The organism is Nocardiopsis sp. Huas11 (genome assembly GCF_003634495.1).
GTDB lineage: Bacteria > Actinomycetota > Actinomycetes > Streptosporangiales > Streptosporangiaceae > Nocardiopsis.
Map to the genome: position 1 here is coordinate 681039 of NZ_RBKY01000001.1, position 22784 is coordinate 703822.

Below are 22784 nucleotides of genomic sequence, written 5' to 3' on the forward strand. Positions count from 1 at the left end.
CCAGGCTGCTAATTAGCGAAAGGATTCCCATACGGCTCCGGGCCGCCGAACGTGGCGCCACTGGCGATGTTGACAGAGTAACCAGCGGTTGAAGCGCCCCAGTCCACAGGGCCAGAATTCATATCCCACCCCTGATAGACTCCCTCCCTGACGCGGGGATCACCTGACCTGGGATTTTGATGCCACCTCTGGGTTCCGGTCCGAACAGTAGGTCTTGACCCCATCGAACTAACGGCGCCTCGCCATGTCCCGGAAGCCAGCCTCCCAACCCCGAGAGCAGCACCTCCTCCCATTCCGAGCATTAGCGCACTCCATCCATGCTCGCCCCAGTTAACGGAACCATCGATCGCCGCGTCCATCCCGATATTTGCAGCGAGAACCACACCACCTGCCGCCAGGCAAGCACCGGCAGAAACAAACACGCAGGCACCGAACGCAGCCCAACCAAGGACCTGCGATATTGTTCCCCAATTATCTTTGGTCCAGCCCCACGCATCGTTCCACCAATTCTGCTCCGGCTGCGATTCTCGGTGGGAAGCGTCGTTGTTGGCCTGGGTGTTGGGGTCGACCGTCGCACTGGTCTGAGGCCTCTGCGGAGTCACCGGCCTGGGCGCAGGCCAATCGACGTGATCGGGCTTGTATCCACCGCCCATGGCCGGATGCCACCAGCCACCGTTGGACGTAGAAGGAGGGGCGGGAGGCCAATCGACGTGGTCGGGCTTGTATGCACCACCCATGGCGGGATGCCACCAACCATCGTTGGACGAGCTCGAAGAACTCCCCGAGCCACCTGACGCCACCATCAGCCCATCAGGATCCGTCAAACTCGCTGGATTGTTGTTGGCGTAGGCATACCCGTGCATCTGCTGGGAATCAGCCAAGTCCATCAACGGGTCCACCGAGACGAACCGGCCCAGGTCTACGTCATAGGCGCGCTCACCCAACTGGGTCAGCCCGGTGCTCGCGTCGATGGTGCCGTCCACGAAGCCGCGCTCGCCCGGCCACGCGTCCCCATCGCCGGCGCGATCCTGACCGAAGGCGGTCAACCGCCGCTGGGCCACCTCACCCCACACGGCGTCCACCGCGATCTCACCGGTGCCATGGTGGTCGGACAGCACCCAGTGCAAGCTTCCGTCGTTCTCCCGCACCGCGACGGTCTCACCGGCGTGGATGTAGTAGCGGGTGGCATCCTCGGTCCCCGCGGCCGAGTCCCAGGTCACCTCCATCCCTGGAAGGTACAGGGTGGTGGCGCCGTTGGCGCGGCGCAGCAGCCGCTCACCATCGGCGTCGTAGACGTACTCGGTCTGTTCCAACCCGTCCAAGACACCGGCGAGGTTGCCTTCGGCATCCCACTCCAAGACCTGGTCGCGGTCCCCGGTGGTGCGGCGGACCATGTTGCCGGTCGCGTCGTAGTCATAGGAGTGCTCGGTCAGGCCGCCGACACCCTGTTCCTCTACACCGGTGACCGCGTGCGCGGGTCCCTCCCCCTGGTCGGGTCCGGAGTAGGAGCGCACGGTCTGTCCACCGCCGGGAGCGTATTGAACCTCCTCGGTCCGATTGCCGACCGCGTCGTAGGAGTAGGCATGCCAGTAGGGAGCCGCACCGCCCAGGTTCTGCGAGTCCGGCGCAGCGGCACACGCGGACTCCCCCGAAGCGTCGGGGGTCCATGCCTGCGTCAGACGGCGCAGATGGTCGTAGTCGAAACACTGGACGTCACTGCTGGCTTCGGAACTGGTGGGCTCGTCGCTCAGGCGGAGCAGGTTGCCGACATCGTCGTAGCCGTAGGTCTTTGTGGACAGGGATCCGTCACCGATCTGGTGGACGACGCTGGCCATGGAGAGCCGGTCGGTCTTCTCATCGAAGTCGAAGGTCTGCCAGGTCTTGTCCGAGCCCAGCGTGCCCCGGTGGAGCTCGCGCTGAACCAGGTTACCGACCTTGGAGTAGACGGTGTCGGTGACGATGTGGTCGTTGCCCGACATGGTGACGGGATTGCCCAGCTCGTCATAGCCGTACACCACCGCCTCACCAGGCAGACCACCGGCCGCGGGCAGCACCCGGGAGCGAACACTGCCGTCCGGGTTGTAAGAGGTGCGCAGCAGGTATCTACCCCCCAGCTCTCCCTCGGAGCCGGGGATGATCACGTACCGGGCGCGCTCGCGTCCGACTTCGTCGTAGCCCGCGATCTGGGTGGTGTAGGCCTGCCCGTTGTGGTGTCGGGTGGCTGTGGCCGGCTGGCCCTTCATCACGGTGTCGTAGGTCCACGAGGCACGCAGGGGCCCGGTGGCGGAGTCCTCGCGCAGGTGGGTGGTGCGGCCCAGCTCGTCGTAGCTGGTGTGCAGAACCTGCCCGCGCGCATCGGTGGTCTGCACCAGCCGGTCGAGATCATCGAACTCGAAGTTCGACACGCCGGCGTCCGGGTCGGACTCGGCGATCTTGCGGCCCAGCAGGTCGTAGGTGTACTCCCAGACGTTGCCGCCCGGGTCGGTCACGGTCTGCAGTTCATCGCGAGCTGTGTAGGTGTAGTGGGTGGAGTCGTAGTCTCCCGCGGCCTGCTCGCCGTGGTGCTTGCGCAGCTCCACGGTGTTGCCACGGGCGTCGGTGATCGATGTGGTGCCGGTGCCGCCCTCGGGCGCGGTGACCAGGGTGCGGTCGCCCTGGTGTTCGCTGCTGGTGCGCCACTGCTCCACACCGCGCGACATCTTGATGACGTCGGTGACCCGGCCTGCGCCGTCATGGACAGTCTTGGTCCAACGCGGGATCTCGTCGTGGTTGGCCACCACGAACAAATCGCCTGCCGGGTCATCGGCGTTGAAGTACGGGTCACGGGCGATGACCTTGTTGCCGCGCGAGTCGTAGAGGGTGTCGGTAAGCACCCGGCCACCGTCCGGTGCGGGCGCCTGGGTCTGGCGCTCGCGCAGCAGACCGTCCAGGATCTTGTAGCTGGTGGTGTAGTCGCCCCGGGCGTTGAGGGCGTGGGTGACCACGGTGGTGGGGGCGTCCTTGGCCACGTGGTACTCGAACCGCATGGACGGGGTGGCCCCGAGGTCGCGTTTGCGGTCGGCGAGCCACACATCGGTCAACCGGCCCAGCGCGTCGTAGACCAGTTCGGTGGTGTTGCCGTTCGCGTCGGTCTCGGCGACCACCTGTGAACGAGCGTCGTACTCCTGCACGGTGACATGGCCCAGGGGGTTGGTGGTCTCCACCGTGGTGTCGTGTCCGCCGGGGTGTGCGGAGGTGTAGTCCGTGGTGGTGGTGTTGCCCTCGGCATCGGCAACCGAGATCGCGCGTCCGAACTCGTCGAAGGTCGAGGTCGTCACGGTCTGGAACACCGGGTCGGTGCCGTCGTAGTCCGCGGCGCGTTGGGTTTCGGTGGGTCGTCCCTGGGTGGGGGTGTCGCCGAAGGCGCCGTCGTCGTAGAGGGTGCGGGTGTGGGTGATGACGTCGTCGACCGACGCGGTCGCCTCGCAGTCGACGGCCACGCTCCGCTGCTGGGCGACCAGGGACAGCAAGTGCTTGTCGGTGTTGCGGGCGTAGGTGGTGTGCGTGCACCGGTCGTCGTCGGGATCGGACACGTCGCCCGCGTCGTGCACCTCGGAGATCATCCCGTGGGAGTCGTAGGTGTTGGCGGTGCGTGTCTGGCGGAAGGAGCCGTCGGCCAGGGCGGTGTAGGTGTCGACCTGGCCGGTGTTGACCATGTGAGCGTCCAGATCCCAGGAGTGGGAGGTGGAAGCGGTCCGGTCCTTCCACGGGGTGGTGATGGTCTTGGACACCACCTCCCCGCCGACGCCGTCGCGGACGATGACCTCGCGGGTGCGGCCGTTGAACACCTCGTCATCGTCCACGCTGGTGCCGGTGGAGTCCACCACGCTCGCGGTGCGGGTCCCGTCGGGCAGGTGGTCGCCGTCCATGCCCTGGTAGAACAGGTGCTCGGTCTCGGTCTGGACCTCATCCGGGTGGCCAGTGCGGACGATCACGCGGTCGTATCCGCGCCACTGGGACCAGGTGCGCTTGTCCTCGTCGACGAAACCGTCCTCGTCCATGTACCGCCACGCGCCGTCGCCGGCGTAGTCGTAGCTGGTGATCATGTCCGGCTGTCCGCCGACCAGGTCGACCTCGACCAGCTGCTCGACGGAGTACTTGGCGAACCAGTCGGTGATCTCCTCCGCTCCGGCCTTGTGGGTGCGGATGACGGGAAAGCAGGCCTGGGTGTTCTCGTGGGGCTTGGGGGTGGAGCCCTCGGTGCAGTCGGGCGTGGCGTAGGAGACGTCGATCTGGCCGCCGGTCTCGGTGTAGATCGCGGTGACGCGCCACTTGTTCATCGGGGCCAGGCCGTCGGTGGTGGAGTCGATGCGGTTGGGCATCGGGGTTCCGGCGAAGGTGATGGCCGGGTAGGCGTCGCTGCCGCCGACGTGGCCGGTGTGGGTGATCGAGTCCAGCCACAGGGCCGGGTCGGTGCCGTCGCCGGGTTCGGGGAACTTGTGCTCCAGTTCCCAGGTGTCGACGGTGGTGTAGTCGGCCCCGTCGTGGACCTGAGTGGTGATCTTGTCAAGCTTCTTGGTGGTCCAGAAGGTCGGTGAGTGCTGCCCGGCGCAGTCGTCGTCGCACTCCTGGTCGAGAGGGGTGTCGGGCCAGTGCTCGGCGTTGCCCTCGGTGCGCTCAGAGGCCGCGCAGTCGAAGTCGTCGTCGGGCAGGCACCGCTCGGAGACGCTGTACTTCACCTGGGCCGGGGCGGTCGCGTAGGGATCGTCCTCGCGCAGCCCGTACTCGGTGCGCACCAGGTGGCCGCCCCGGTCGTAGGCCACAGGGTCGGACTCCAGGTGCCGCCCGTAGTTGTTGGTCTCGGCCTCGTAGTAGTGGGCCAGCGCGTTGCCCTGGGCATCGACGACGAAGTCCAGGTTCCACCGCCAGGCCTGGTCACACCAGGCATCGTCCAGGGTGGAGTCATAGCAGGGATCGCCGGAGTCGTCACCGAACACCGGCACGGTCCAGGCCGCGTTGGTCTCCTCATCGCCCGAGGCGTAGCCGGGCAGGCGGTTGCGGCCGAAGAAGTACTGGGTGCCGTCGGTGGTGGTGACCTTCCAGTACTCGCCGTTGTCGTCACCGTTGGTGGCGCCGGTCAGCCGCTCGACCTTGGCGCCGTCGTCGCGCTTGGGGGTCCATTCGCCGTCGTCGAAGACCAGTTCGGTGGAGCTCCCGCCCAGGTTGAGCACGGCGTTGTGGTGCGACCAGCACTGGTCGGGGATGTCAGCGGTATCGTCCTCAGAACAGACCTCGTAGCGGCGTTCGATGTAGCCGGGGTGGTAGTCGAAGCCCTCGCCGATCCAGGAGGTCTGGTTGTTCGTGGACGAGGTGCGCCCGTCCACGGACTGGGAAGAGTAGGACAGGCTGATTTCCGGTTTGAGGCCGCCGGCCACGTTCGGAGCAGCCATGGGGTAGTTCCAGGAAAAGTTACCGGTCTGCGGGCCCACGTTCCAGGTGGAGGACGGGCTCAGCGACGTGGCGGTGTAATCGCCGGTCGCTTCGTCGCTGTCGCCGGTGGCGGTCGTGGTCAGGAGCGTGCCCGAGGACGTGGCCGGTGCCGTCGCGGTCAGGGTCTGGGCTTCGGTGTCGTTGACCGAGTCAACCTCGTGGGAAGCGAAGCAGTCGGCTTCGGCGCCCTCCTCGTCGCAGGGGGTGAGGGCGACCAGGGACAGCCGGGATCCGTAGTTGGCGCCATAGGCGGTGGCGAAGTCGGCGTAGTCGACCTCCACCTGGACCGGACCGGCCGCCTCGGAACCATCGGCACGCGTCACACGCAGTGCCAGACCGGACAGCCCCAGCTCAGCCGCTTCGTCCCGGTCCAGAACCTCGACCTCGGCGGCGGTCACCGGCTCGGGCTGCGCCGGTGCCTGCTGTTCCGGCGCCTCCGGGGGTTCAGGGGCCTCGGTCGGTTCAGGACGCTCTTCCTCGGGGGCGTCCGCTTCGCTGTCGCCGGGCTCGGTCTCGTCAGGTTCCGGGCTGGGCCGGTTCGGAGCAGAAGGTGGCTCCTCGTGCCCGGTTCCCTCCCCAGGATCAGCGGTGCCGGGAGCGTCTGGGGCGTCCTCGGGTTCGGCGGGCAGGCGGCGCTCGCTCGGGGCCGCCTCGTCACCGGGTTCCCCCTCCGCCCCAGCGCTTTCTTCTGTGGCCGCTGCTGGCTTTTCGGGTTCGGGGATCGGGGAGTCCCATTCCTCGAAATCCTGGCCCTCCACCGGCTGAATGCTCACCGGGGCGTTCTCGCTCTCGCCCGGGCCGCCGCGTGGCTGAGCCTGCGGGTCGTCGAGGTCGAAGGCGACCGTGCCCTGTCCCGGCCACGCAGGTTCGTCAAGCGCGGAGACCGAGGCATCAGCTGCGGCGCTGTCGGCCTCGATCGCCTCTCGAACAGCCGCTTGGCCCTGCACGGACGCGGTCTCGGCCACCTCCGGGCGCGTGTTGTAGGCCAAGGCGGAGGCCGGCACCGTCGCGGCCAGACTCGCCGCCAGAGTCACGGCGATGAAGGAGATGAGGGGCTTGCGGCTACGCCGGGAAATCGCGGAGCGAGAGACCGGCCTGTCCTCGGTAAGGGGAGTCTGGGGGATGTCGGACACGAGGGGGAACCTCCCGCCCAGCGGAACGGTGTCCGCTGGGCAGATCGCTGGTCGAGCAGTACAAGTCAGATGCCGGGGTCAGTTGAGCGGTAGGAAGCCCTCATAGACACGGGCGATGTCGGCTTCGTCGAGTACGCCTTGGTAGAGGTGGACGTCGCTGATGTCGCCCTCCCACTCACCCTCGAAAGCGCCTTCGAACCGAGCGCCGCCGATGACCGTGGAGCCGCCTGCGTGCCAGGCGGCCGGAACCTCGGCTGTGCCCTGGGCGACACCGTCGATGTAGAGCGTCGCCTCCCGCGCGGTGTGGTCGTAGGTCGCGGCCAGGTGTGTCCACCGACCGAATTCCGGTTCGTGGTCCGACAATGCCCGGTGCCAGCCGGTGGCGCCGGTCTCATCCGAGGGCGGCAGTTTCATCACCCAGTTGTTCCACTCATAGGTCGACTGGTAGCTGAGGTAGAAGGCGCTGTGGTCGTTGCCGTCCTGGGAGACCGCGGTGGCGTTGTGGCCGACCTCGTCCAAGCGGACCCAAGCGGCGACGCTGTAGCTGCGGTCGGTACGCACCGCCGGAGCGTCGGTGGTGATGTGCTCCTGGTGTTCGGCGTTGAGGCTGACGCCGGGGGCGAAGGTCACGTCGTTGAGGGCCTGGTTCCAGGCCGTCATCGGGTCACCGTGCAGGGTGCCGTCCAGGCCGTGGTCGGAGGAGTCGGCGACCGCGGTGCCCTCGGTCTCGTCCATCTGCCAGCGGCCCTCCAGAGCAGTGGGCCGGTTGGCCAGCGTCCAGGCCTCCGAGGGCGTGTCCTCGTCGCCGTTCAGGGACTGGTCGGTCAGGACGCGGTCCAATACTCGTACGTCGTCGATCGCGCCGGGCCATGCGTCGTAGAACTGCCCCTTGTACTTGGCGCCGCCGATGACCAGTGGGCCTTCGGCGTTCCAGGGCGACTCCTGGACGATCTCGCCCTGGCGGACACCGTCGACGTACAGGACGAGTTCACCAGTCTCGGGGTCGTGTGTGCCCATCAGGTGGGTCCACACCCCCAGCTCGGCGGGTTCGGTCGAGTACACGCGTCGGGCGATGTTGGTCTCGTCGCCGTCGAACGGGGCCTGCTTGAACACCCAGTTGCCGGCGGAGGTGTTGTTGTAGCCCAGGTAGAAGCCGCTGTGCCGGTCACCGTCCTGCGATACGGCCGTGTGATTGCCCGTCGCTTCGTCCAACCGCACCCAGGCCGAGACGGTGAAGGCACCGCTGGTGTCGATCACCGGCCCTTCGGTGCGCAAGTGTCCGCCGTCAACGGGTTGGACTGCCGTGCCCTCCAACCGGTAGGACGAACCGGTCCGCTCCCCGACTCGGCCCCGCGTCCAGTCGACCGTCCCAGTGGTGTCGGCCGTGCGGTCGGGTGCGGACATGTCCGCGGCGGTGGTGCCCTGGCCCTCATCCAGAGGAAAATAGGAGGCCGGGTCCGTGGGCGGGGCGACCGTGAAGGTGTACACCAGACCGCACTCGGAGGAGTTGCCGTAGGCGTCGCTGATCCGGGCGTGAATCAGGTTCGGACCGTCCCGATGCGGGGTGATCGGCACCGTCGCCTCGGCGCCTGGGGAGTCCAGGTCGATGGTGGTGGAACAGGAAGCGTCATTGACGCTGTAGTGGTAGGCGCTCGCGTCCTCGACGCCGTCGTTGGTGAACGTGAAGTCGCCAGTACGACCGACCGAACCGTGCGCCTCGTCCCCTGCGGGGTAGTCGGTGGAGGTGACCTCGGGTCCGCTGTCGGGTTTGCTGGTGTCGATCTCGATGAAGCACCAGGAAGACCACGGCCCCCAGTTGGTCTTGTCGTGTCCTCGGGCCCGGTAGGCAATGAGTTGCTGTTCGGGCAGATCGGAGGCGGTGGTCGACCGGTAGCTGCCACCGGACCACTTGGCCACGGTGACATAGGCCGAGTCCGCGGTACCCAGGCGTTCGGTGACCCCGGTGAGCTTCCATTCGAACTGGGCCTTGACCTGCTGTCCCACCCAGTAGGAGTCACGGTCGCGGATCTGGGCGCGCAACGTGATGGAGGTGTCGTTGATCAGTCGCGGGTCTTCGCGGTCGGTCTGGCACACCCCGCCCAGGGAATCCGAGATGGTGGAGGTCGTGGGCTTCTCCGGAGGGTGGTTGTAGTCCACCACCAGCACCGGCGGCTTGTTCTTGGTGTCGAACCGGCGCCAGGCGGTCGTGCCCGACTCGTCCTGCTCCTTCAGCCGCAGGTAGATGTAGGCCTCGTCGTTGTCGAGCCCCCACTGGTAGGCGTTGGTGGCATCGAACTCCACACCGCTAGAAGAGGGGCAGGTCGCCCACCCGCCTGTGACGTTCTTCTCGTCCTGCTTTGTGCGGGTGGTGGGCTGGTTGTTCCAGGTGGTGTTGGAGTTGAACCGGTCCACGCGGTGCAGCTGGATGTGGGAGTCGCTGTTGCAGTCATAGGCCCAGTCCACTTCGGTGCGCAGCGTCGCCGAGTGGATGATGGTGTTGGAGTGCTCGGTGCGGCCCATCGTCGTGAACTGGAAGAACGCCCGGCGGGTGTAGACGCGGTCCCATTCGATCCGCCCCACGCCGACCGAGTCGACCGTGGGGTTGAAGTACTCCTGGTTCGGATAGGCCTTGTCGACGTAGCCCCAGTTGGGTCGGTTCGCACTGACCGAGGGGTCGATGTAGACCGGGTACTCGGTGGCCTCGTCCGCCAGCATCGCCTGGTCGGGCACCAGGCGAATCGAGTCCACTCCGACCGTGGTCTCCACCTGTTCCACCCGTGAACCGGACAGCGGTGCGACTGTGGGGTCCTCGCTCTCCACGGCTTCTTCGGCTCCGGCCGAATCCCACATCGCCGGCGCCTGGACCGCGAACACGCCTTGACCGCCCTGGTCGCCAACCGCTTCGAGGTTGCCGTGCTCGTCCTCGGTAACAGTGACGCCTTCGGTGCCCAGCGCGAGCTGAAGCTCGGCCAGCTCGGGCGCTTCGGCTGCCTCTGGAGTGTGTACGACCAGAACCTGGGTGAAACCCTCCACCCCTGCGGTCAGCACCAGATCCACATCCGGCAACACGTCGGCGTAGGTGGCCTGGGCCCCGTCCAACACCGGCTCAGGCAGATCGCCGGTCCAACCGAGTTCGACACTGTTGGAACCGATACCGATCTCCGCCATCGGGGCATCACCGCCGCCTGAGAACGCGATGTCCATACCCGCCGCCCGCGGGCGCACCAGTCCATCCTCGGTGGCGACGAGACTGGGGTCGGCGTCCACCCACCCCCCGTTCGAGCGAACACGGACCGGGACCGCGTGGGTCTCCATGGTCAGGGTGCCGTCGGGGTTGGCGAAGTGCTGGGTCTTCTCGTCCGTCAGCCCAGCGATCTCCACCCGCTCACCCGTCTCCTCGGCCAGAGCGAGAGCGTCCCGTTCCTCTTCGGAAGAGCTCGGGTCGGTGCCGGTCGAGTCGTCCTCATCCGCCAGAGCGGAGGGAGCGGTCAGTAGTGACAGGGCCAGAGCCATGGCGGTCGAGACCGCCGTCGCTCGGGTCAGGGCGCGACGCATGGGGGATGCCAGTCCTCGTGGGATGACGAATCCGGAGATTCGGCCGCACGGTGTGCGAACAACACGGGATGGTACTCAGAACCAGGCGGAAATGCGACTTTTGGGCGATATGTCTTGTTTAGATTGTGATGTGAGTCCTGTAAACCAGCCGCGTGAACAGGCTCTAAACCACCATGGCCGCATCCAGCCACTTTCAAGCACGGTTACGATCATGCGACCCCTCATGGGCTTCGCGTTTCATCCGAACTTCAACGGGTACGGACTCGGGCCTTGTAGGCCCAAGACTTGCGAGTACGCGCGCACTGGCGTCTACCGTGCACACCTCTCGTCTCGCGCACAGCGGGGTTGAATCCCGGCGCGAAGCGGCAAGACCTCTCGCTGAGGCAATCGGACCTTTGATCCGATGGTGGACCACCCCCGGGCGTGAGGGAACCCCAGGCCAAGTGGGGTGAACCCGTGTGCTGGCCTGGGGTCGGTGGGCCCGTATGGCTCCTGGTGTGCTCGCCGGTCCGGCTACGGCACCGGCGCCTTCACCGGAACCGGCCCGCCCCGCAGCAGTGACGCGGTGGCCTCGGCCGCCGCCTTGGCCACGTCCGGGAACACCGACTGGTAAGTGTCCTGGGTGAAGTGGGTAGTCGCGTGACCCAGCTCGTTGGAGACCACCTTCACGTCCGTTCCCGCGGCGAGCGCGAGCGAGGCGGCCCCGTGGCGCAGCCCGTGCAGCGTGATCGGCGGCAACCCCGCCGCCCGGGAGATGCGCAGGAACCAGTCACTGACCTGGGCTGGATGCCACCCCGTGCCGTCCTGGCGGGTGAACGCCAACCCCGTGTCCTGCCAGTCCTTCCCTGCTTGGAGTCGGGCCTCGTTTTGGAACCGCTTCCAAGCCCGCAAGACCTTGATCGTGTCGGTGTCCAGGGTGATGGTGCGCTGGCCCGCCGCGCTCTTCGGCGTCGACGTCACCGTCTCCCACGCCAACTGGACCATCTGGACCCGGATATCGACCTGCCCGTCCGTCAGGCGGGTGTTGGACCACGGTAGCCCGACCGCTTCACCGCGTCGGAGCCCTTTGGCAGCGATGAGGTGGAACATCGCATACAGCCGCCGGTACTTGCGGGCGTGCGACAAGAAAGCGCGGGTCTGCTCGGGGGTCCACACCATCACCTCCCCCGGCACCACCCCGTCCGCCTTCCACTGGCGAACCCGGTCCGGTGTCCACACCAGGGGCCGTTTCCTCGGACACGACGGAAGCCGTGCGTGCGAGGCGATGTTCACCGACACGGGTAGATCCGGGCGGCGCACCGCATCCGACAAGGCGCTGCGCAGCGTGGCGCGGATCCGGTGCTTGGTGGACAGCGAGATCACCCGCTGGCCGCGCACCGACGCCTTCACCCTGGCGTCGTCGGACTCGCGGCACTCCAGGATGTGGACGTTGGCCTCCTCAATCTGGGCGAACATCGCCTCGGCGTGGCGGGCCTGGAGCTTGTCCACACGCAGCCGGCCCAGGTGCGGCACGAGGTACTTGCGGATGTGCCCGGCGTAGGAGGCCCGGGTCCCCTCCGCGAGATCGGGCTTGCCCTCCAACCACTCGGCCAGCCATACGGCGACGGTGGGTGGTTCGGTGCGCACGTCCACCGACATCGCGACCTTCTTGCGCACCTCCTCCACCTCCGGGAGCGGACGGCGCTGCTTCAACGCCTTCTGCACCAGGTCCGCGATCTGGACCTCGACCACCGGGTCCTTCTCCGCCAGGCCGATCAGCGCCTTGACATGCTCCAACCCTTCACGGGCCTGGTCGTGGGAGGCGAGCCCGACCCGCCGGGCCTGACGGCGCCCACCCTCCGCAGTCGGAGGGAGCTCGTACTGGAACGCCCACGCCCCATGAGCCGGATTCCAGCCCCCGCCCTTGCGCTTGAGCTGGGAACACTTTGCCCCGAGGGCCCTGCCTGTTGCCTCGTCGCGGCACCCGCACCGTTTGAACGTGGACCCCTCACGTGATGCCATCTATGACCTCACCTTCGTCTCGGTGTTCTCACGCGCCCCGCATCCGGTACAACAGCCGCCCACCGGCAGCCCGAGGTAGGCGAGCACCCCGGCGGTCGGGACCACCCACGTCCTTCCGACCCGACGGGCGGGAACGGGGAAGGCCCCTTGGCGGAGGAGTTGGTAGGTGATGGTCCGCGTCCCTGGGCAACGGAGAGAGCGCGCTGGACGACCTCCAGGAAGCTACGGCCCTGCGTGAGAACCTGAGCCCGGACGACCCCTGGACGGCCTCGGTGGTCTGATGCGCTTCGCGCACTGCCGCCAGCTCTACTACGGAGCCGAAACGCAGATCTGGATCCCCGGGCGTGAGGAACAGGCCCAGCAGGTCGCCCAGGAGGCTGTGAACCTCTACGAAGCCGCGGCCTCTGAGGGATCTGACGACTGGGCCTACCAGGACGAGGCCGGAGCCCGCGCCGACCTCAGTTACTCCCGAGTGTCACTGGGAGAGATCGAAGGTGCCACGCAAGCCCTCGGACCGGTGCTGGATCTGCCCGCCACCAAGCGGGTGGCCGGAGTGGTGAACAGCGTCATGCGCGTACACGGCGCCCTGCGCGGCCCGGACTACACCGGAAGCAAGACCGTCGCCCGGCTCCGTCAGGAGATCGAGTCCTACAGCCAGACCCCCGCCTCAGCGCTGACAACGGGCCGCTAGTGTTCTGAGTCGTTAATTCGATGAAGATACGCGGCGATGGTTTCGAAGATCTCCTCGGCCGTCTTGGTCCACACGAACGGCCGGGGGTTCTCGTTCCAGGTATCGATCCACCCCTGGAGTGCGTGCTCCAGATCGCTGACCGAGGTGCAGGACCCCCGCCGGATCATCCTGCGGGTGATCTCGGCGAAGAACCGCTCCACCAGGTTCAGCCAACTGGAGTAGGTCGGGATGAAGTGCAGGTGGAAGCGGGGATGGGCCAGCAGCCAGTCCTTGACGATCGGCGCCTTGTGCGTGCCGTAGTTGTCCACGATGAGGTGGACATCCAGCCCAGGGGGCGTTTCGCGGTCGATCTGGTTGAGGAACTTGCGGAACTCGACGGAGCGGTGCCTGCGGTGGTGAGCCGAGATCACCTTGCCCGAGGCCGCGTCCAGGGCCGCGAACAGGGTGGTCGTACCGTGCCGGATGTAGTCGTGGGTCCGGCGCTCGGGCACGGCGGGCATCATCGGCAGCACCGGGGCCGACCGGTTGAGCGCTTGGATCTGGGACTTCTCGTCCACGCACAGCACCAGTGCCGCGTCCGGCGGGTTGAGGTAGAGGCCGGTGACGTCGCGGACCTTCTCGATGAAGAACGGGTCGTCGGACAGCTTCCACTCGTCGACCAGGTGGGGTTTGAGCCCGAACGCTCGCCAGATCCGCGAGACGGCGGTCTGGTTCAGCCCGGTCCGCTCGGCCATCGACCGGGTCGACCAGTGTGTACCGCCATCGGGCGAGGGCTGTTCCAGGGTCTGGCGGATGACCTCCTCGACGTGGGCGTCGGTGATCTTGCGGGGCTGGCCGGGGCGGTCCTTGTCGGAGAGCGCCTCCAGCCCGCCGTCGATATAGCGGTTGCGCCACTTGCCCACCGTCTGCGGCCAGACCCCCAGCACCCGGGCGACCTCGGCATCGGTGCCGCCCTCGGCGCAGCGCAGGATGATCCGTGCGCGCTGCGCCATGACCTGCGCTGACGTGGGCCGCCGTGCGATCTGTTCCAGCGTGCGCCGGTCCTCGTCACTGACTACCAGGGGCCTTTTCTTCCTGCCGCGTTGCGCCATGAGACCATCGTAACCAATTATTCATCGAATTAACGACTCAGAACACTAGCCTGCCGGACATGTACCCAGTCGAACTCTCCAGTTCCAGGCTCACCCTCCGGGAGCTGAGGCTCAACGACGTCGACGGCCTGGTCCAGGTCTACGGCGATGCGGAGGCCGTCCGGCACCTGTCCTTCACACCGCGCACGAAGGAGCAGTGCGTCTCCATCATCGACGCTGCGGTCGCCGACGCCCAGCGCGAGAACAGGGGCGTCTACATGCTCGGTGTCGCAAGAGAGGATCGCCTCGTCGGTGCCGCGCGCCTGGCCGTGGACGAGTGGCCCCACAGCGCACAGATCGGGTTCGCACTTCGGCCCGATCTGTGGGGGCAGGGGTTGGGCGGCGAGCTCGTCGGACTCCTTCTCCGGTTCGGTTTCAAGATCTGGGACTCAAGCGGATATGGGGTGCCCGCTCCCCGCAGAACCTGGCATCCGAGCGCGTCATGCTCAGGGCCGGGATGGTGGAGGAAGGACGGATCCGCCGTCACCTGTGGACTCGCAACGCCTGGCGCGACTCCATCGTGCACTCGGTCCTGGACGACGAGTGGGTGCCGGACTCACCGGTACACAAGCCATAGGTTCCATCCAGGAGTCCGAGTCACCCGTAGGGCGGCCCAATTGAACCCTGGCGGCTACCAGAGCCTCCATCACCACCCGTGCAGGACACCTCTGTCCGAGAGACCGTCAGGACGCCCTCCCCCCTTTACCGCCCGGAGGTACTGATGATGGGTTCATCGCATGCCGCGACCGGTGTGCTCGCAGGCGCGGCCACCGGTGTGCTGTGCGGTTCCGATCCCGCGGACGTGCTGTTGTGCGCCGCGGTCGGGGCGGGGGCCGCGCTGCTTCCCGATCTGGACGAGCCGGGCAGCACCGTGGGCCGGTCGCTGGGGCTGGTGACGGAGAAGATGTCAGAGAGGTTGCGGGATGCCTCGCGGAGCGTGTACCTGCGCACGGCTACGGAAGTGGAGCTGGCTGAGGACAAGGACGGTGCCCATCGGTACCTGACACACACGATCCCCGCGTGTGCGGCCTTCGGCCTGGTGGCGTTGATGGCGGCGATCGCGCCGCTGGGCACCGGGCTGGTGGTGTTCGCGATGGCCGCGCTGGGGTTGGGGACGGTAGCCCGGTCCTTGAAGAAGTGGGGGCCCCTGAGAAAGCGAAGAATCGCGGCATCGGTGGCAGCGGTCGTCATCGCGGCCGGCTCGATGTTCGCCGAGGGCGGCGGTCCTGCGCCGTGGTTGATCGGGGTGACGATCGCCATCGGCGCGCTGACCCATGTTCTGGGAGACTGGCTGACCCGCTCGGGGGTTCCGTTGGCCTGGCCGTTCGTGGTGCGCGGCAAGCGGTGGTGGATGTTCAGGTCGCCGGTGGCCTTCCACACGGGCAAGAGCTGGGTCGAGGACGGAATCCGGTGGGCGTCGCTGGCGGGCCTGCCGTTGATGCTGGTCCTGAGCTCGCCTCCACCGACGGTGGCATGAGGGAACACTGCCAGTCCCGCTCTTGTGGCGGCCTGTTGTGGCCAACGGCTGCGGAATGTCATCGGCCGGTGGTACTCAGTTGACGTTCCTTCCCCACCCCCTCAGAGCTCGGAGGCGACGTGACCGCGCGCAACTTCAAAGGGCAGTTCTCCTCCTGGCCCTCAACAGCGTTCTTCATCTTCTGCGGCGTGCTCCTGCTGGCGATGCTCGCCGACTGACAGAAGGGCACGTGGCCGCTGCAGGCTCAGCCGGTCGGGCGGATCGAGGCCCTCACCGGAGAGGCCCCGCCATGCCGGCCCCCGCCCAGTCATTGGCTGAGCGCAACGCTGACGAGTGACGGGAGGACGATCCCGGCACACACCATGTCCGCTCAACACCCGGCACGAAACACACAAGACGACCGCGAGCGGACGGCCACGAAAACCGGACCGCGGGAAACAGGTTCGCCGAGAGGCCCGCTATCCCGCCTCAGTCGTCGGACTTCGTGAAGTAGGCGGCGGTCTGCGCGTTCTCCGGGTAATACGACTCGATCGCGACTTCGTCGAGGGTGATGTCCATCGGCGTACCGAACGTGGTGATTGTCGAGAAAAGGCGCAGTTCCCGCCCATCGAAGCGGATGATCATAGGGATCACGACATCGGCCGCGCCCGGTCGGCGCGGCGCGCCTCCGGAGTCGGGGGCCAGCAGTTTCTCGTAGAGCGCGGCGAGCTCGGGGTCGGGGGCGACGGCCAGCTGACGTGTGATCCGGGAGCGGAACGCCGCGCGCACGTCGGCCAGATTGACCACCAAAGGGGCGAGGCCGCGAGGGTGCAGGCCCAGCCGGACCAGATTGACCGGGGGCCGCAGCAGGTCGGGAGCCACCTCAGCGAGGAACGGATCAAGGGCGCGATTGGTCATCAGGATGTTCCAGCGGCGGTCGAAGGCCAGCGCCGGGTACGGCTCGTGTGCTCGGAGCACCCTTTCGACTGCCTTCCGGGCGGCCGACAACGCGTCGTCGCTGAGCGGACGCTCGGCATATCTGGGCGCGAAACCGGCGGCGAGCAGCAGCCGGTTGCGATCGCGCAGCGGCACATCGAGCTGCACCGCCAACCGGAGGACCATGTCGGCGCTCGGGTTGGATTTTCCGGTCTCGACCAGGCTGACGTGGCGGGCTGAAACGTCGGCGGCGATCGCGAGATCGAGCTGGCTGAGCCGCCGCCTGTGCCGCCATTGCCGCAGCAGCTCCCCGACTGTTGTGTCCACAGTCGTCGAGGCTACTCGCCGCGGAGCCGAACGCCATGAAATCGGAGTTCATCGACAACTGCCACGGCTGCCGGAACACTGCGTCCATGACCACGGACAACAAGAGCACAGACAACAAGAGCATCGTCGAACGCGCCCTGGCTGAGCTGCTGGGGACAGGCGACGTCGACGCGCTCGCGCCGTTCCTGAGCGATGCCTTCATCCACCACCGGCCTGATGCGACCGTCTCAACGAAGGCGGAATGGCTCGCTGCCGTACGTACGGCGCTGGCGCCGCTGGCCGGCATGCACGTCGAGGTCCGGCACGTGCTGGCCGAGGGTGACCACGTCGTGATGCACTCGCGGCGACGGCTTCCCGAGGGCGGACCGGAGATCACGGTCGTCGACATCTGGCGACTCGAAAAGGGCCTGATCGCCGAAGCGTGGGAGATCATCGAGCCGACGGCGCAGACAGCCGCCAATCTGGTGTGGTGGGAGCCCGCTGAGCGCTGACCAGGCGCCCGCCCCGGGACAGACCGGGGCTCCACACGAGGGTGGAGTGGGATGAGCTCGGCAATGTCCAAGCCCCCTCCCGCTCCGGCTGGCACCTTCCCGCGTGTCCGGGCGTACGGCCGAGGTGTTCGGCGCGCGGTCAATACCGACGGGTCCTCCTGGAGTTGCGCCGCACCAGCCATGCGGTGCGTATAGCCGCCTTCAGTCGCACAATGCCGACCGGCCCCCGGAACACCTTCCGGGGGCCGACATGCATCCAAACCCTCACCCGAACGTTCCGTAATACGTGACGGGAGGCGATTCCGGCACGCACCGCCATGGCCACGGAACCCGCACGGGACACCTGTGGACAACTCTGTGGACAACTCTGGTTCAGGTGCCGGGGCGGAAGTGGTTGTCGAAGCCGAGTGCCTCCCACAGCGGCTCGTGTCCGGTCAACCGCCCCCGATGGTCTGACCACCCGGTCCGGTACTGGGTCCAGGCCTTCTCCGCCACCCCGGGCAACCGCGGCAGCAGTAGGAACGCCAGGTCACCGAAACCGGTGAGGGTCTCACCCCAGACCGCGGCCCCCACACCGGCGATCACCGTGCCGGGGGCCGCCTCCCGCGCGGTCTCCGCCGGGTCCCAGTCGAAGCTGTTCTCGACGGTGATCGGCGGGTAGGCGGGCAGGCCCAACCGGTCCCGGTCACCCTCCTGGGCGGGGTCGGCGCACCCGTCGGCGTAGGGCCGGTCCAGGTAGAGGCGGGAGTTGGGCGACAACAGCACCGGGACACCCGCCTCGGTGGCGGCCGGAACGTCGCCAGGTGAGATCTGGAAGGTCTCGGCCGCCTGGTCCACCAGCGAGTGGAACTCCTCGGGGACCGTCTGCTTGATCGCCTCGGGGTCGAACTCGTCGGGGGCGCCGATCCAGAACTGGAGGACGTCGTCCGAATCCAGGGCGCCGGCGCGGGCCGTCTCCTGCCAGCCCACCACGCGTTTGCCCTGTTCACGAACCCACTGGTGGGCAAGGCGGACGAACTCCACGTAGTCCTCGTGGCCCATCCCGAACGGTTCGTCGCCGCCCAGGTGCAGGAACGGCCCCGGCGCGGCCTCGGCGAACTCGGCGATGACGTCCCGGGCGAACCGGCGGGCGGCCTCGGAGTCCGGGTGCAGGTAGCGCAGCCGGGGATGCGGGTACTCGGTACCGTCGGCCAGCTCGGGGTAGGCGTCGAAGGCCCACCGTATGTGCCCCGGCAGGTCCACCTCCGGGATCACGGTGATGTGGCAGCACGCGGCGTGGGCGACGAGACCGGCGAACTCCTCCCGGGTGTAGTACTCGCGGGTGCCGTCCGGGCCGGGCCGGGTCAGTTCCGGCCAGGCCCGTGACTCCAGCCGCCAGCCCTCGCTGTCGGTCAGGTGCAGGTGCAGGACGTTGAACTTGTACAGCGCCATCAGGTCGATGACCCGGCGTACCTCGTCCGGGGTGAAGTAGTGGCGGACCACGTCCAGGGACAGGCTCCGCCAGGCGTGCCGGGGACCGTCCACGACCACCCCCTCGGGGGCCCACACGTCACCGTCGGCGTCCACGGAGACCGACTGGACCAGGCTGGTCAGCCCGCGGAAGGCGCCCTCGACGCTGGTCGAGGAGACCAGCACCCGCCCCTGGGCGACCTCCAGGCGATACCGTTCGTCAGCCCCCGGTTCGGGGCGGGGGTCGACCCCCGTGGCCGGTGCCACAGAGGCGAGATCCGCCGCATCGGCCCCGGTGGAGACCGCCACGTCCGCCTCGCCGCGGACGGGTTCCACCCGCAGGCCGTACAGGCGCCCGGCCGCCCAGGCGAGCCAGTCCACGGTGTCGGGGGCGGCGCCGGACAGGGTCAGCCGCCCGCCCGTACCGATCCGGACCGCCGCACCGATCTCGGCCAGGGCCGCTGCAGGCACCAGGCCCCGTTCATTGTGCTCGGGCATGGAAACGCCTCTCGTACTCGGTGCGGCGCTCGCGCTGACGACCCGGGTCGGCGACCGGGGCCGACAGCAGCAGCCGCTGGGTATAGGGGTGTTCGGGGTCCGTGGTGACCTGATCGGCGCCGCCGTACTCAACGATCTCCCCCCGGTGGATGACCGCGACCCGGTGGCTGAGCGCCCGCACCACCGACAGGTCGTGCGAGACGAACAGGTAGGCCGTCCCGGTCCGCTCCTGGATCTCCAGCAGCAGGTCCATGACAGTGCGCTGCGTGGTCAGGTCCAGGGCGGAGACGGGTTCGTCGCACACGATCAGCCGGGGCGAGATCGCCAGGGCCCGGGCGATGGCCACCCGCTGGCGCTGGCCGCCGGAGAACTCGCGGGGCAGCCGGTGCACGGCGTCCCGTGGCAGGGCCACCTGGTCGAGCAGGCCGGCCACCCGGGTGCGGGCCTCGGCGGCGCCCACCCCGTGGGCGAGGAGGGGTTCGGCGAGGGTGTCGCCGACGAGCAGGGACGGGTTGAGGGAGGTGTAGGGATCCTGGAAGACCACCTGGATGTGTCGGCTGAGCTCGCGCCGCCTGCGCCGGGAGGCCCCGTCGACGCGTTCGCCGTCGAAGCTGATGCGGCCGCCGGAGGCGGGCACCAGGCCGAGGACGGCGCGGCCGATGGTGGACTTGCCCGAACCGGACTCCCCCACCAGGCCGAGGGTCTCGCCGGGGCGGATGTCCAGGGACACGCCCCTGAGTACCTCGATGCGGGGCGCGCGCCATCCCTTGCCGGGGAAGGAGACCCGCAGGTCGCGCACGTCCAGGAGCGGTTTCGGTCCGGTCCCGGCCACGGTGTCCGGGTCGTGGCCGTGGTCGGGGTTCGGGTCGCGCGGGCTGTACGGGTCGGTCACTGGGCCGCCTCCCTGGGCTGCCATGGCGCTCGGGCCGGGGTGTCGTCGAGTACCGCGTCGAGCAGGCCCCGGGTGTAGTCCTCCCGGGGGTCGCGGAGGATCTGTTCGGTGGTACCGGTCTCCACGATCAGACCGTCGTGCATCACCGCGACCCGGTCGCACAGGTCGGCGACCACCCCGAGGTTGTGCGTCACCAGCAGCACGCCCATGTCGCGTTCGGCCTGGAGGCGCCGAAGCAGGGCCAGCACCTCGGCCTGCACGGTGACGTCCAGGGCGGTGGTGGGTTCGTCGGCGACGAGCAGGTCGGGGTCGCAGGAGACCGCCCCGGCGATGAGCACCCGCTGCGCCATGCCGCCGGAGATGTGGTGCGGGTGGCTGCGGAAGGTGCGTTCGGGGTCGGGAATCTCCACCTGGCGGAGCAGGTCCAGGGCGCGTTCGCGGGCCTGGGCGCGGGAGAGCCCGAGCTTGACCCGCAGCGGTTCGGTGAGGTGGTCACCGATGGTGAAGGCGGGGTCCAGGTTGCTCATGGGTTCCTGGGGGACGTAGGCGACGGTGTCCCCGCGCAGGTTCCGCAGGGCCTTGTCCGCCGAACCCACCACCTCGGTGCCGTCGAGCAGGACGCTGCCCCTGGACACGCGGCCGCCCTCGGGCAGGAGGCCGAGCACGGCGAAGGCGGTCTGTGTCTTGCCCGAACCGGACTCCCCCACCAGGCCCAGGACCTCGCCCCGGCGCACGTCCAGGTCGACGCCGTGGACGACCTCCCGGGAGCTGCCGTCGGCGAGGGTGTAGGTGACCGCGAGGTCGCGGACGGACAGCAGGTCGGCGCGTTCTCCCGCACTGTCCAGGGTGGTGGGGGCGCCGGCGCCGCCCCTTCGGGCCCTGCGCCCGGTGGCGGGTGCGGTGCCCTGGTCCTCCAGGACGTCGCGCAGAGAGGCGGCGAGCAGGACCAGGGCGGCGCTGGTCAGGCCCAGTGCGAGCCCGGGCCACAGCATGAACAAAGGTGCGCGCTGGATGTTGGTGAAGGCCTCGTTGAGCATGGCGCCCCAGGTGGGCAGGTCACCGCTGCCGATGCCGAGGAACTCCAGCCCGGCCTGGAGGCCGATGGCCATCCCGGCGACCAGGGCGCCCTGGATGATGATGGGGGCGCGCACGACGACGAGGACGTGGCGGGCGATGATCCGCGAGTCGCGCAGGCCGAACACCCGCGCCGCGTCCACGTACAGTTCGCCGCGTATCGCGGCGACGGCGCCGCGCACCAGCCGGTAGAAGGCGGGGGCGACCAGGACGCCGAGCACGACCATGAGCACCCACACGTTGGTGCCCAGGACTGCGCGGGTGGCCAGCAGGACGACCATGGCGGGCAGCGCCATGACCAGGTTGACCCACCAGTTGGACAGGGAGTCGAACCAGCCGCCGTAGTACCCGGCTGCCAGTCCGCTCGGTACGCCGAGGGCCAGGGCCACGGCCACCGCGAGGAGGGCGCCGCCCAGGGTGTTGCGGCCGCCGTACAGCAGCCTGGACCACACGTCGCGCCCGGAGGAGTCGAAGCCGAGCAGGTGGCCGCCGCCGGACGGCCCGAAGGCGTCCTCGAGGTCGGCTGTGGTCGGAGCGTGCGTTGTGAACAGCGGGGCGAACACGACCAGGACGACGATGGCGGCCAGAACCAGGGACGAGCCCAGTGCCTGGGGGCTAACGAGGAAGCGTCGGGCCGTTGCCGACCGGCGTCCCGGCCCCGGTGGCCGAACGGCCGCCGGCCGGTGCTCCGGTTCCGTGGCGGCCTTCTCTGGCGCGCCTGGTGTGACGGGGGAGCTCACGAGACCCTCGCTTTCGGGTTGAGCCAGCCGACGAGGACGTCCACGAGCAGGTTGGTGAGGATGACCCCGATGACGGTCACCATGACCACGCCCATGATCACGGGGATGTCCCCCCTGGTCGTGTACTGGACGGTCATCGCGCCGATACCGGGGAGGCCGAAGATCTGCTCCACGATCACCGCGCCGCCGAGCAGGCCGACGAACTGCATGCCGAGCACGGTCAGGCCCGGTGTGGCCGCGCTGCGCAGTACATGGCGGAAGACCACCCGGGAGGCGGGCAGTCCCCGGGAACGCAGGGTGCGCACGTAGTCGCGGCCCATCACCTCGATGACGGAGCTGCGCACCTGTTGGGAGACGCCGGCGATCCCGGCGACGGACAGCGACAGGATCGGCAGGGTGACGGTGGCGAGCCAGCCGCTCGGGGACTGGCTCAGGGGCGTGTAGCCGACGGCGGGGAACCACCCGAGCCGGACGGCGAACACCAGCACGAGGACCAGGGTGACCAGGAAGCCGGGCAGGGCGTAGCCGAGCACGCTGACCGTCTGCACGGCCCGGTCCACGGCGCCCCGGCGCACCCCCGCCCACACGCCGAGGACGAAGGAGACCACCGCGGTGACGAGGGTGACCCCGACCATCAGGCTGACGGTGACCGGGAGCCGGTTGGCCAGGGCACGGGAGACGTCCTCGCTGGTGTACCAGGACCGGCCCAGGTCGCCCTGGAGGGCGGAGGTGAGCCAGTCGAGGTAGCGCACGGCGACCGGCCGGTCGAGCCCGAGTGCCGCGTTGTGCGCGTCGACGGCCTGCTGCGGGACGGCCGGGCCCAGAACGTGGCGGCCCACGTCGGTGCCGGGCAGGGACAGCAGGAGGTAGGCGAGGGCGGAGATGACGACCAGGAGCAGCAGCCCCGACCCCAGCCTCCGCAGGATGAACGAGAGCATGGCC

The 22784-nt window shown here is 68.4% G+C and carries 13 protein-coding genes; 4 read left to right on the forward strand and 9 right to left on the reverse strand.

Annotation, left to right across the window (positions count from 1 at the left end):
• Positions 1–8: 8 nt before the first annotated feature.
• From DFP74_RS02980 to DFP74_RS02990, 3 genes are all read right to left on the reverse strand, one after another.
• Positions 9–6503: an RHS repeat-associated core domain-containing protein gene (locus DFP74_RS02980; RefSeq protein WP_233570779.1), complete on the reverse strand. Its 6495-nt coding sequence runs from the start codon at positions 6501–6503 to the stop codon at positions 9–11.
• Between the two features lie 177 nt (positions 6504–6680).
• A complete protein-coding gene (locus tag DFP74_RS02985; protein WP_121180287.1) occupies positions 6681–10157 on the reverse strand; it encodes a LamG-like jellyroll fold domain-containing protein in 3477 nt (1158 codons plus the stop codon).
• 513 nt (positions 10158–10670) lie between these two features.
• Entirely contained in the window at positions 10671–12158 is a 1488-nt protein-coding gene (locus DFP74_RS02990; protein WP_121180288.1) for a site-specific integrase, read from the reverse strand.
• 280 nt (positions 12159–12438) lie between these two features.
• On the opposite strand from DFP74_RS02990, the gene DFP74_RS02995 reads away from it, so the two are divergent.
• On the forward strand, positions 12439–12849 hold the full coding sequence (locus tag DFP74_RS02995; RefSeq protein WP_121180289.1) for a hypothetical protein: 411 nt from the start codon (positions 12439–12441) through the stop codon (positions 12847–12849).
• Here DFP74_RS02995 and DFP74_RS03000 read toward each other — a convergent pair.
• Positions 12846–13940, reverse strand: coding sequence for an IS630 family transposase (locus DFP74_RS03000; protein ID WP_121180290.1), 1095 nt, complete (start codon positions 13938–13940; stop codon positions 12846–12848). The genes DFP74_RS02995 and DFP74_RS03000 overlap by 4 nt on opposite strands.
• 59 nt (positions 13941–13999) lie before the next feature.
• Here DFP74_RS03000 and DFP74_RS03005 point away from each other — a divergent pair, with 59 nt between their 5' ends.
• Positions 14000–14701: a GNAT family N-acetyltransferase gene (locus DFP74_RS03005; protein WP_233570780.1), complete on the forward strand. Its 702-nt coding sequence runs from the start codon at positions 14000–14002 to the stop codon at positions 14699–14701.
• On the forward strand, positions 14635–15456 hold the full coding sequence (locus tag DFP74_RS03010) for a metal-dependent hydrolase (protein WP_233570781.1): 822 nt from the start codon (positions 14635–14637) through the stop codon (positions 15454–15456). Before DFP74_RS03005 ends, DFP74_RS03010 begins: the two co-directional genes overlap by 67 nt.
• Before the next feature lie 468 nt (positions 15457–15924).
• Here the strand turns inward: DFP74_RS03010 and DFP74_RS03015 are convergent, their stop codons facing one another.
• The gene (locus DFP74_RS03015) at positions 15925–16698 is read right to left on the reverse strand and encodes a helix-turn-helix transcriptional regulator (protein ID WP_121180291.1); all 774 of its coding nucleotides are present in this window, start codon (positions 16696–16698) and stop codon (positions 15925–15927) included.
• Positions 16699–16784: 86 nt separating this feature from the next.
• Here DFP74_RS03015 and DFP74_RS03020 point away from each other — a divergent pair, with 86 nt between their 5' ends.
• Positions 16785–17189, forward strand: a complete 405-nt coding sequence (locus DFP74_RS03020) for a nuclear transport factor 2 family protein (RefSeq protein WP_199725464.1) — start codon at positions 16785–16787, stop codon at positions 17187–17189.
• Positions 17190–17561: 372 nt separating this feature from the next.
• On the opposite strand, the gene DFP74_RS03025 is transcribed toward DFP74_RS03020, so the two are convergent.
• The 4 genes from DFP74_RS03025 to DFP74_RS03040 are packed head-to-tail and all read right to left on the reverse strand — an operon-like array spanning position 17562 to position 22780.
• Complete coding sequence (locus tag DFP74_RS03025) at positions 17562–19136, reverse strand: family 20 glycosylhydrolase (protein ID WP_121180293.1); 1575 nt, start codon at positions 19134–19136, stop codon at positions 17562–17564.
• Positions 19120–20028, reverse strand: coding sequence for an ABC transporter ATP-binding protein (locus DFP74_RS03030; protein WP_305037050.1), 909 nt, complete (start codon positions 20026–20028; stop codon positions 19120–19122). Before DFP74_RS03030 ends, DFP74_RS03025 begins: the two co-directional genes overlap by 17 nt.
• Positions 20025–21842: a dipeptide/oligopeptide/nickel ABC transporter permease/ATP-binding protein gene (locus tag DFP74_RS03035; protein WP_233570782.1), complete on the reverse strand. Its 1818-nt coding sequence runs from the start codon at positions 21840–21842 to the stop codon at positions 20025–20027. The genes DFP74_RS03030 and DFP74_RS03035 overlap by 4 nt, the downstream gene beginning before the upstream one ends.
• Positions 21839–22780 (reverse strand): ABC transporter permease, encoded by a 942-nt coding sequence (locus DFP74_RS03040; RefSeq protein ID WP_121180294.1) that lies wholly within the window; start codon positions 22778–22780, stop codon positions 21839–21841. Before DFP74_RS03040 ends, DFP74_RS03035 begins: the two co-directional genes overlap by 4 nt.
• Positions 22781–22784 lie beyond the last annotated feature (4 nt).

Bases quoted from the DNA above. Each gene is read 5' to 3' on its own strand.
- DFP74_RS03025 (WP_121180293.1), bottom strand. From the start codon at position 19,136: ATGCCCGAGCACAATGAACGGGGCCTGGTGCCTGCAGCGGCCCTGGCC.
- DFP74_RS02990 (WP_121180288.1), bottom strand. From the start codon at position 12,158: ATGGCATCACGTGAGGGGTCCACGTTCAAACGGTGCGGGTGCCGCGAC.
- DFP74_RS03020 (WP_199725464.1), top strand. From the start codon at position 16,785: ATGACCACGGACAACAAGAGCACAGACAACAAGAGCATCGTCGAACGC.
- DFP74_RS03000 (WP_121180290.1), bottom strand. From the start codon at position 13,940: ATGGCGCAACGCGGCAGGAAGAAAAGGCCCCTGGTAGTCAGTGACGAG.
- DFP74_RS02985 (WP_121180287.1), bottom strand. From the start codon at position 10,157: ATGCGTCGCGCCCTGACCCGAGCGACGGCGGTCTCGACCGCCATGGCT.
- DFP74_RS03005 (WP_233570780.1), top strand. From the start codon at position 14,000: ATGTACCCAGTCGAACTCTCCAGTTCCAGGCTCACCCTCCGGGAGCTG.
- DFP74_RS03040 (WP_121180294.1), bottom strand. From the start codon at position 22,780: ATGCTCTCGTTCATCCTGCGGAGGCTGGGGTCGGGGCTGCTGCTCCTG.
- DFP74_RS02995 (WP_121180289.1), top strand. From the start codon at position 12,439: ATGCGCTTCGCGCACTGCCGCCAGCTCTACTACGGAGCCGAAACGCAG.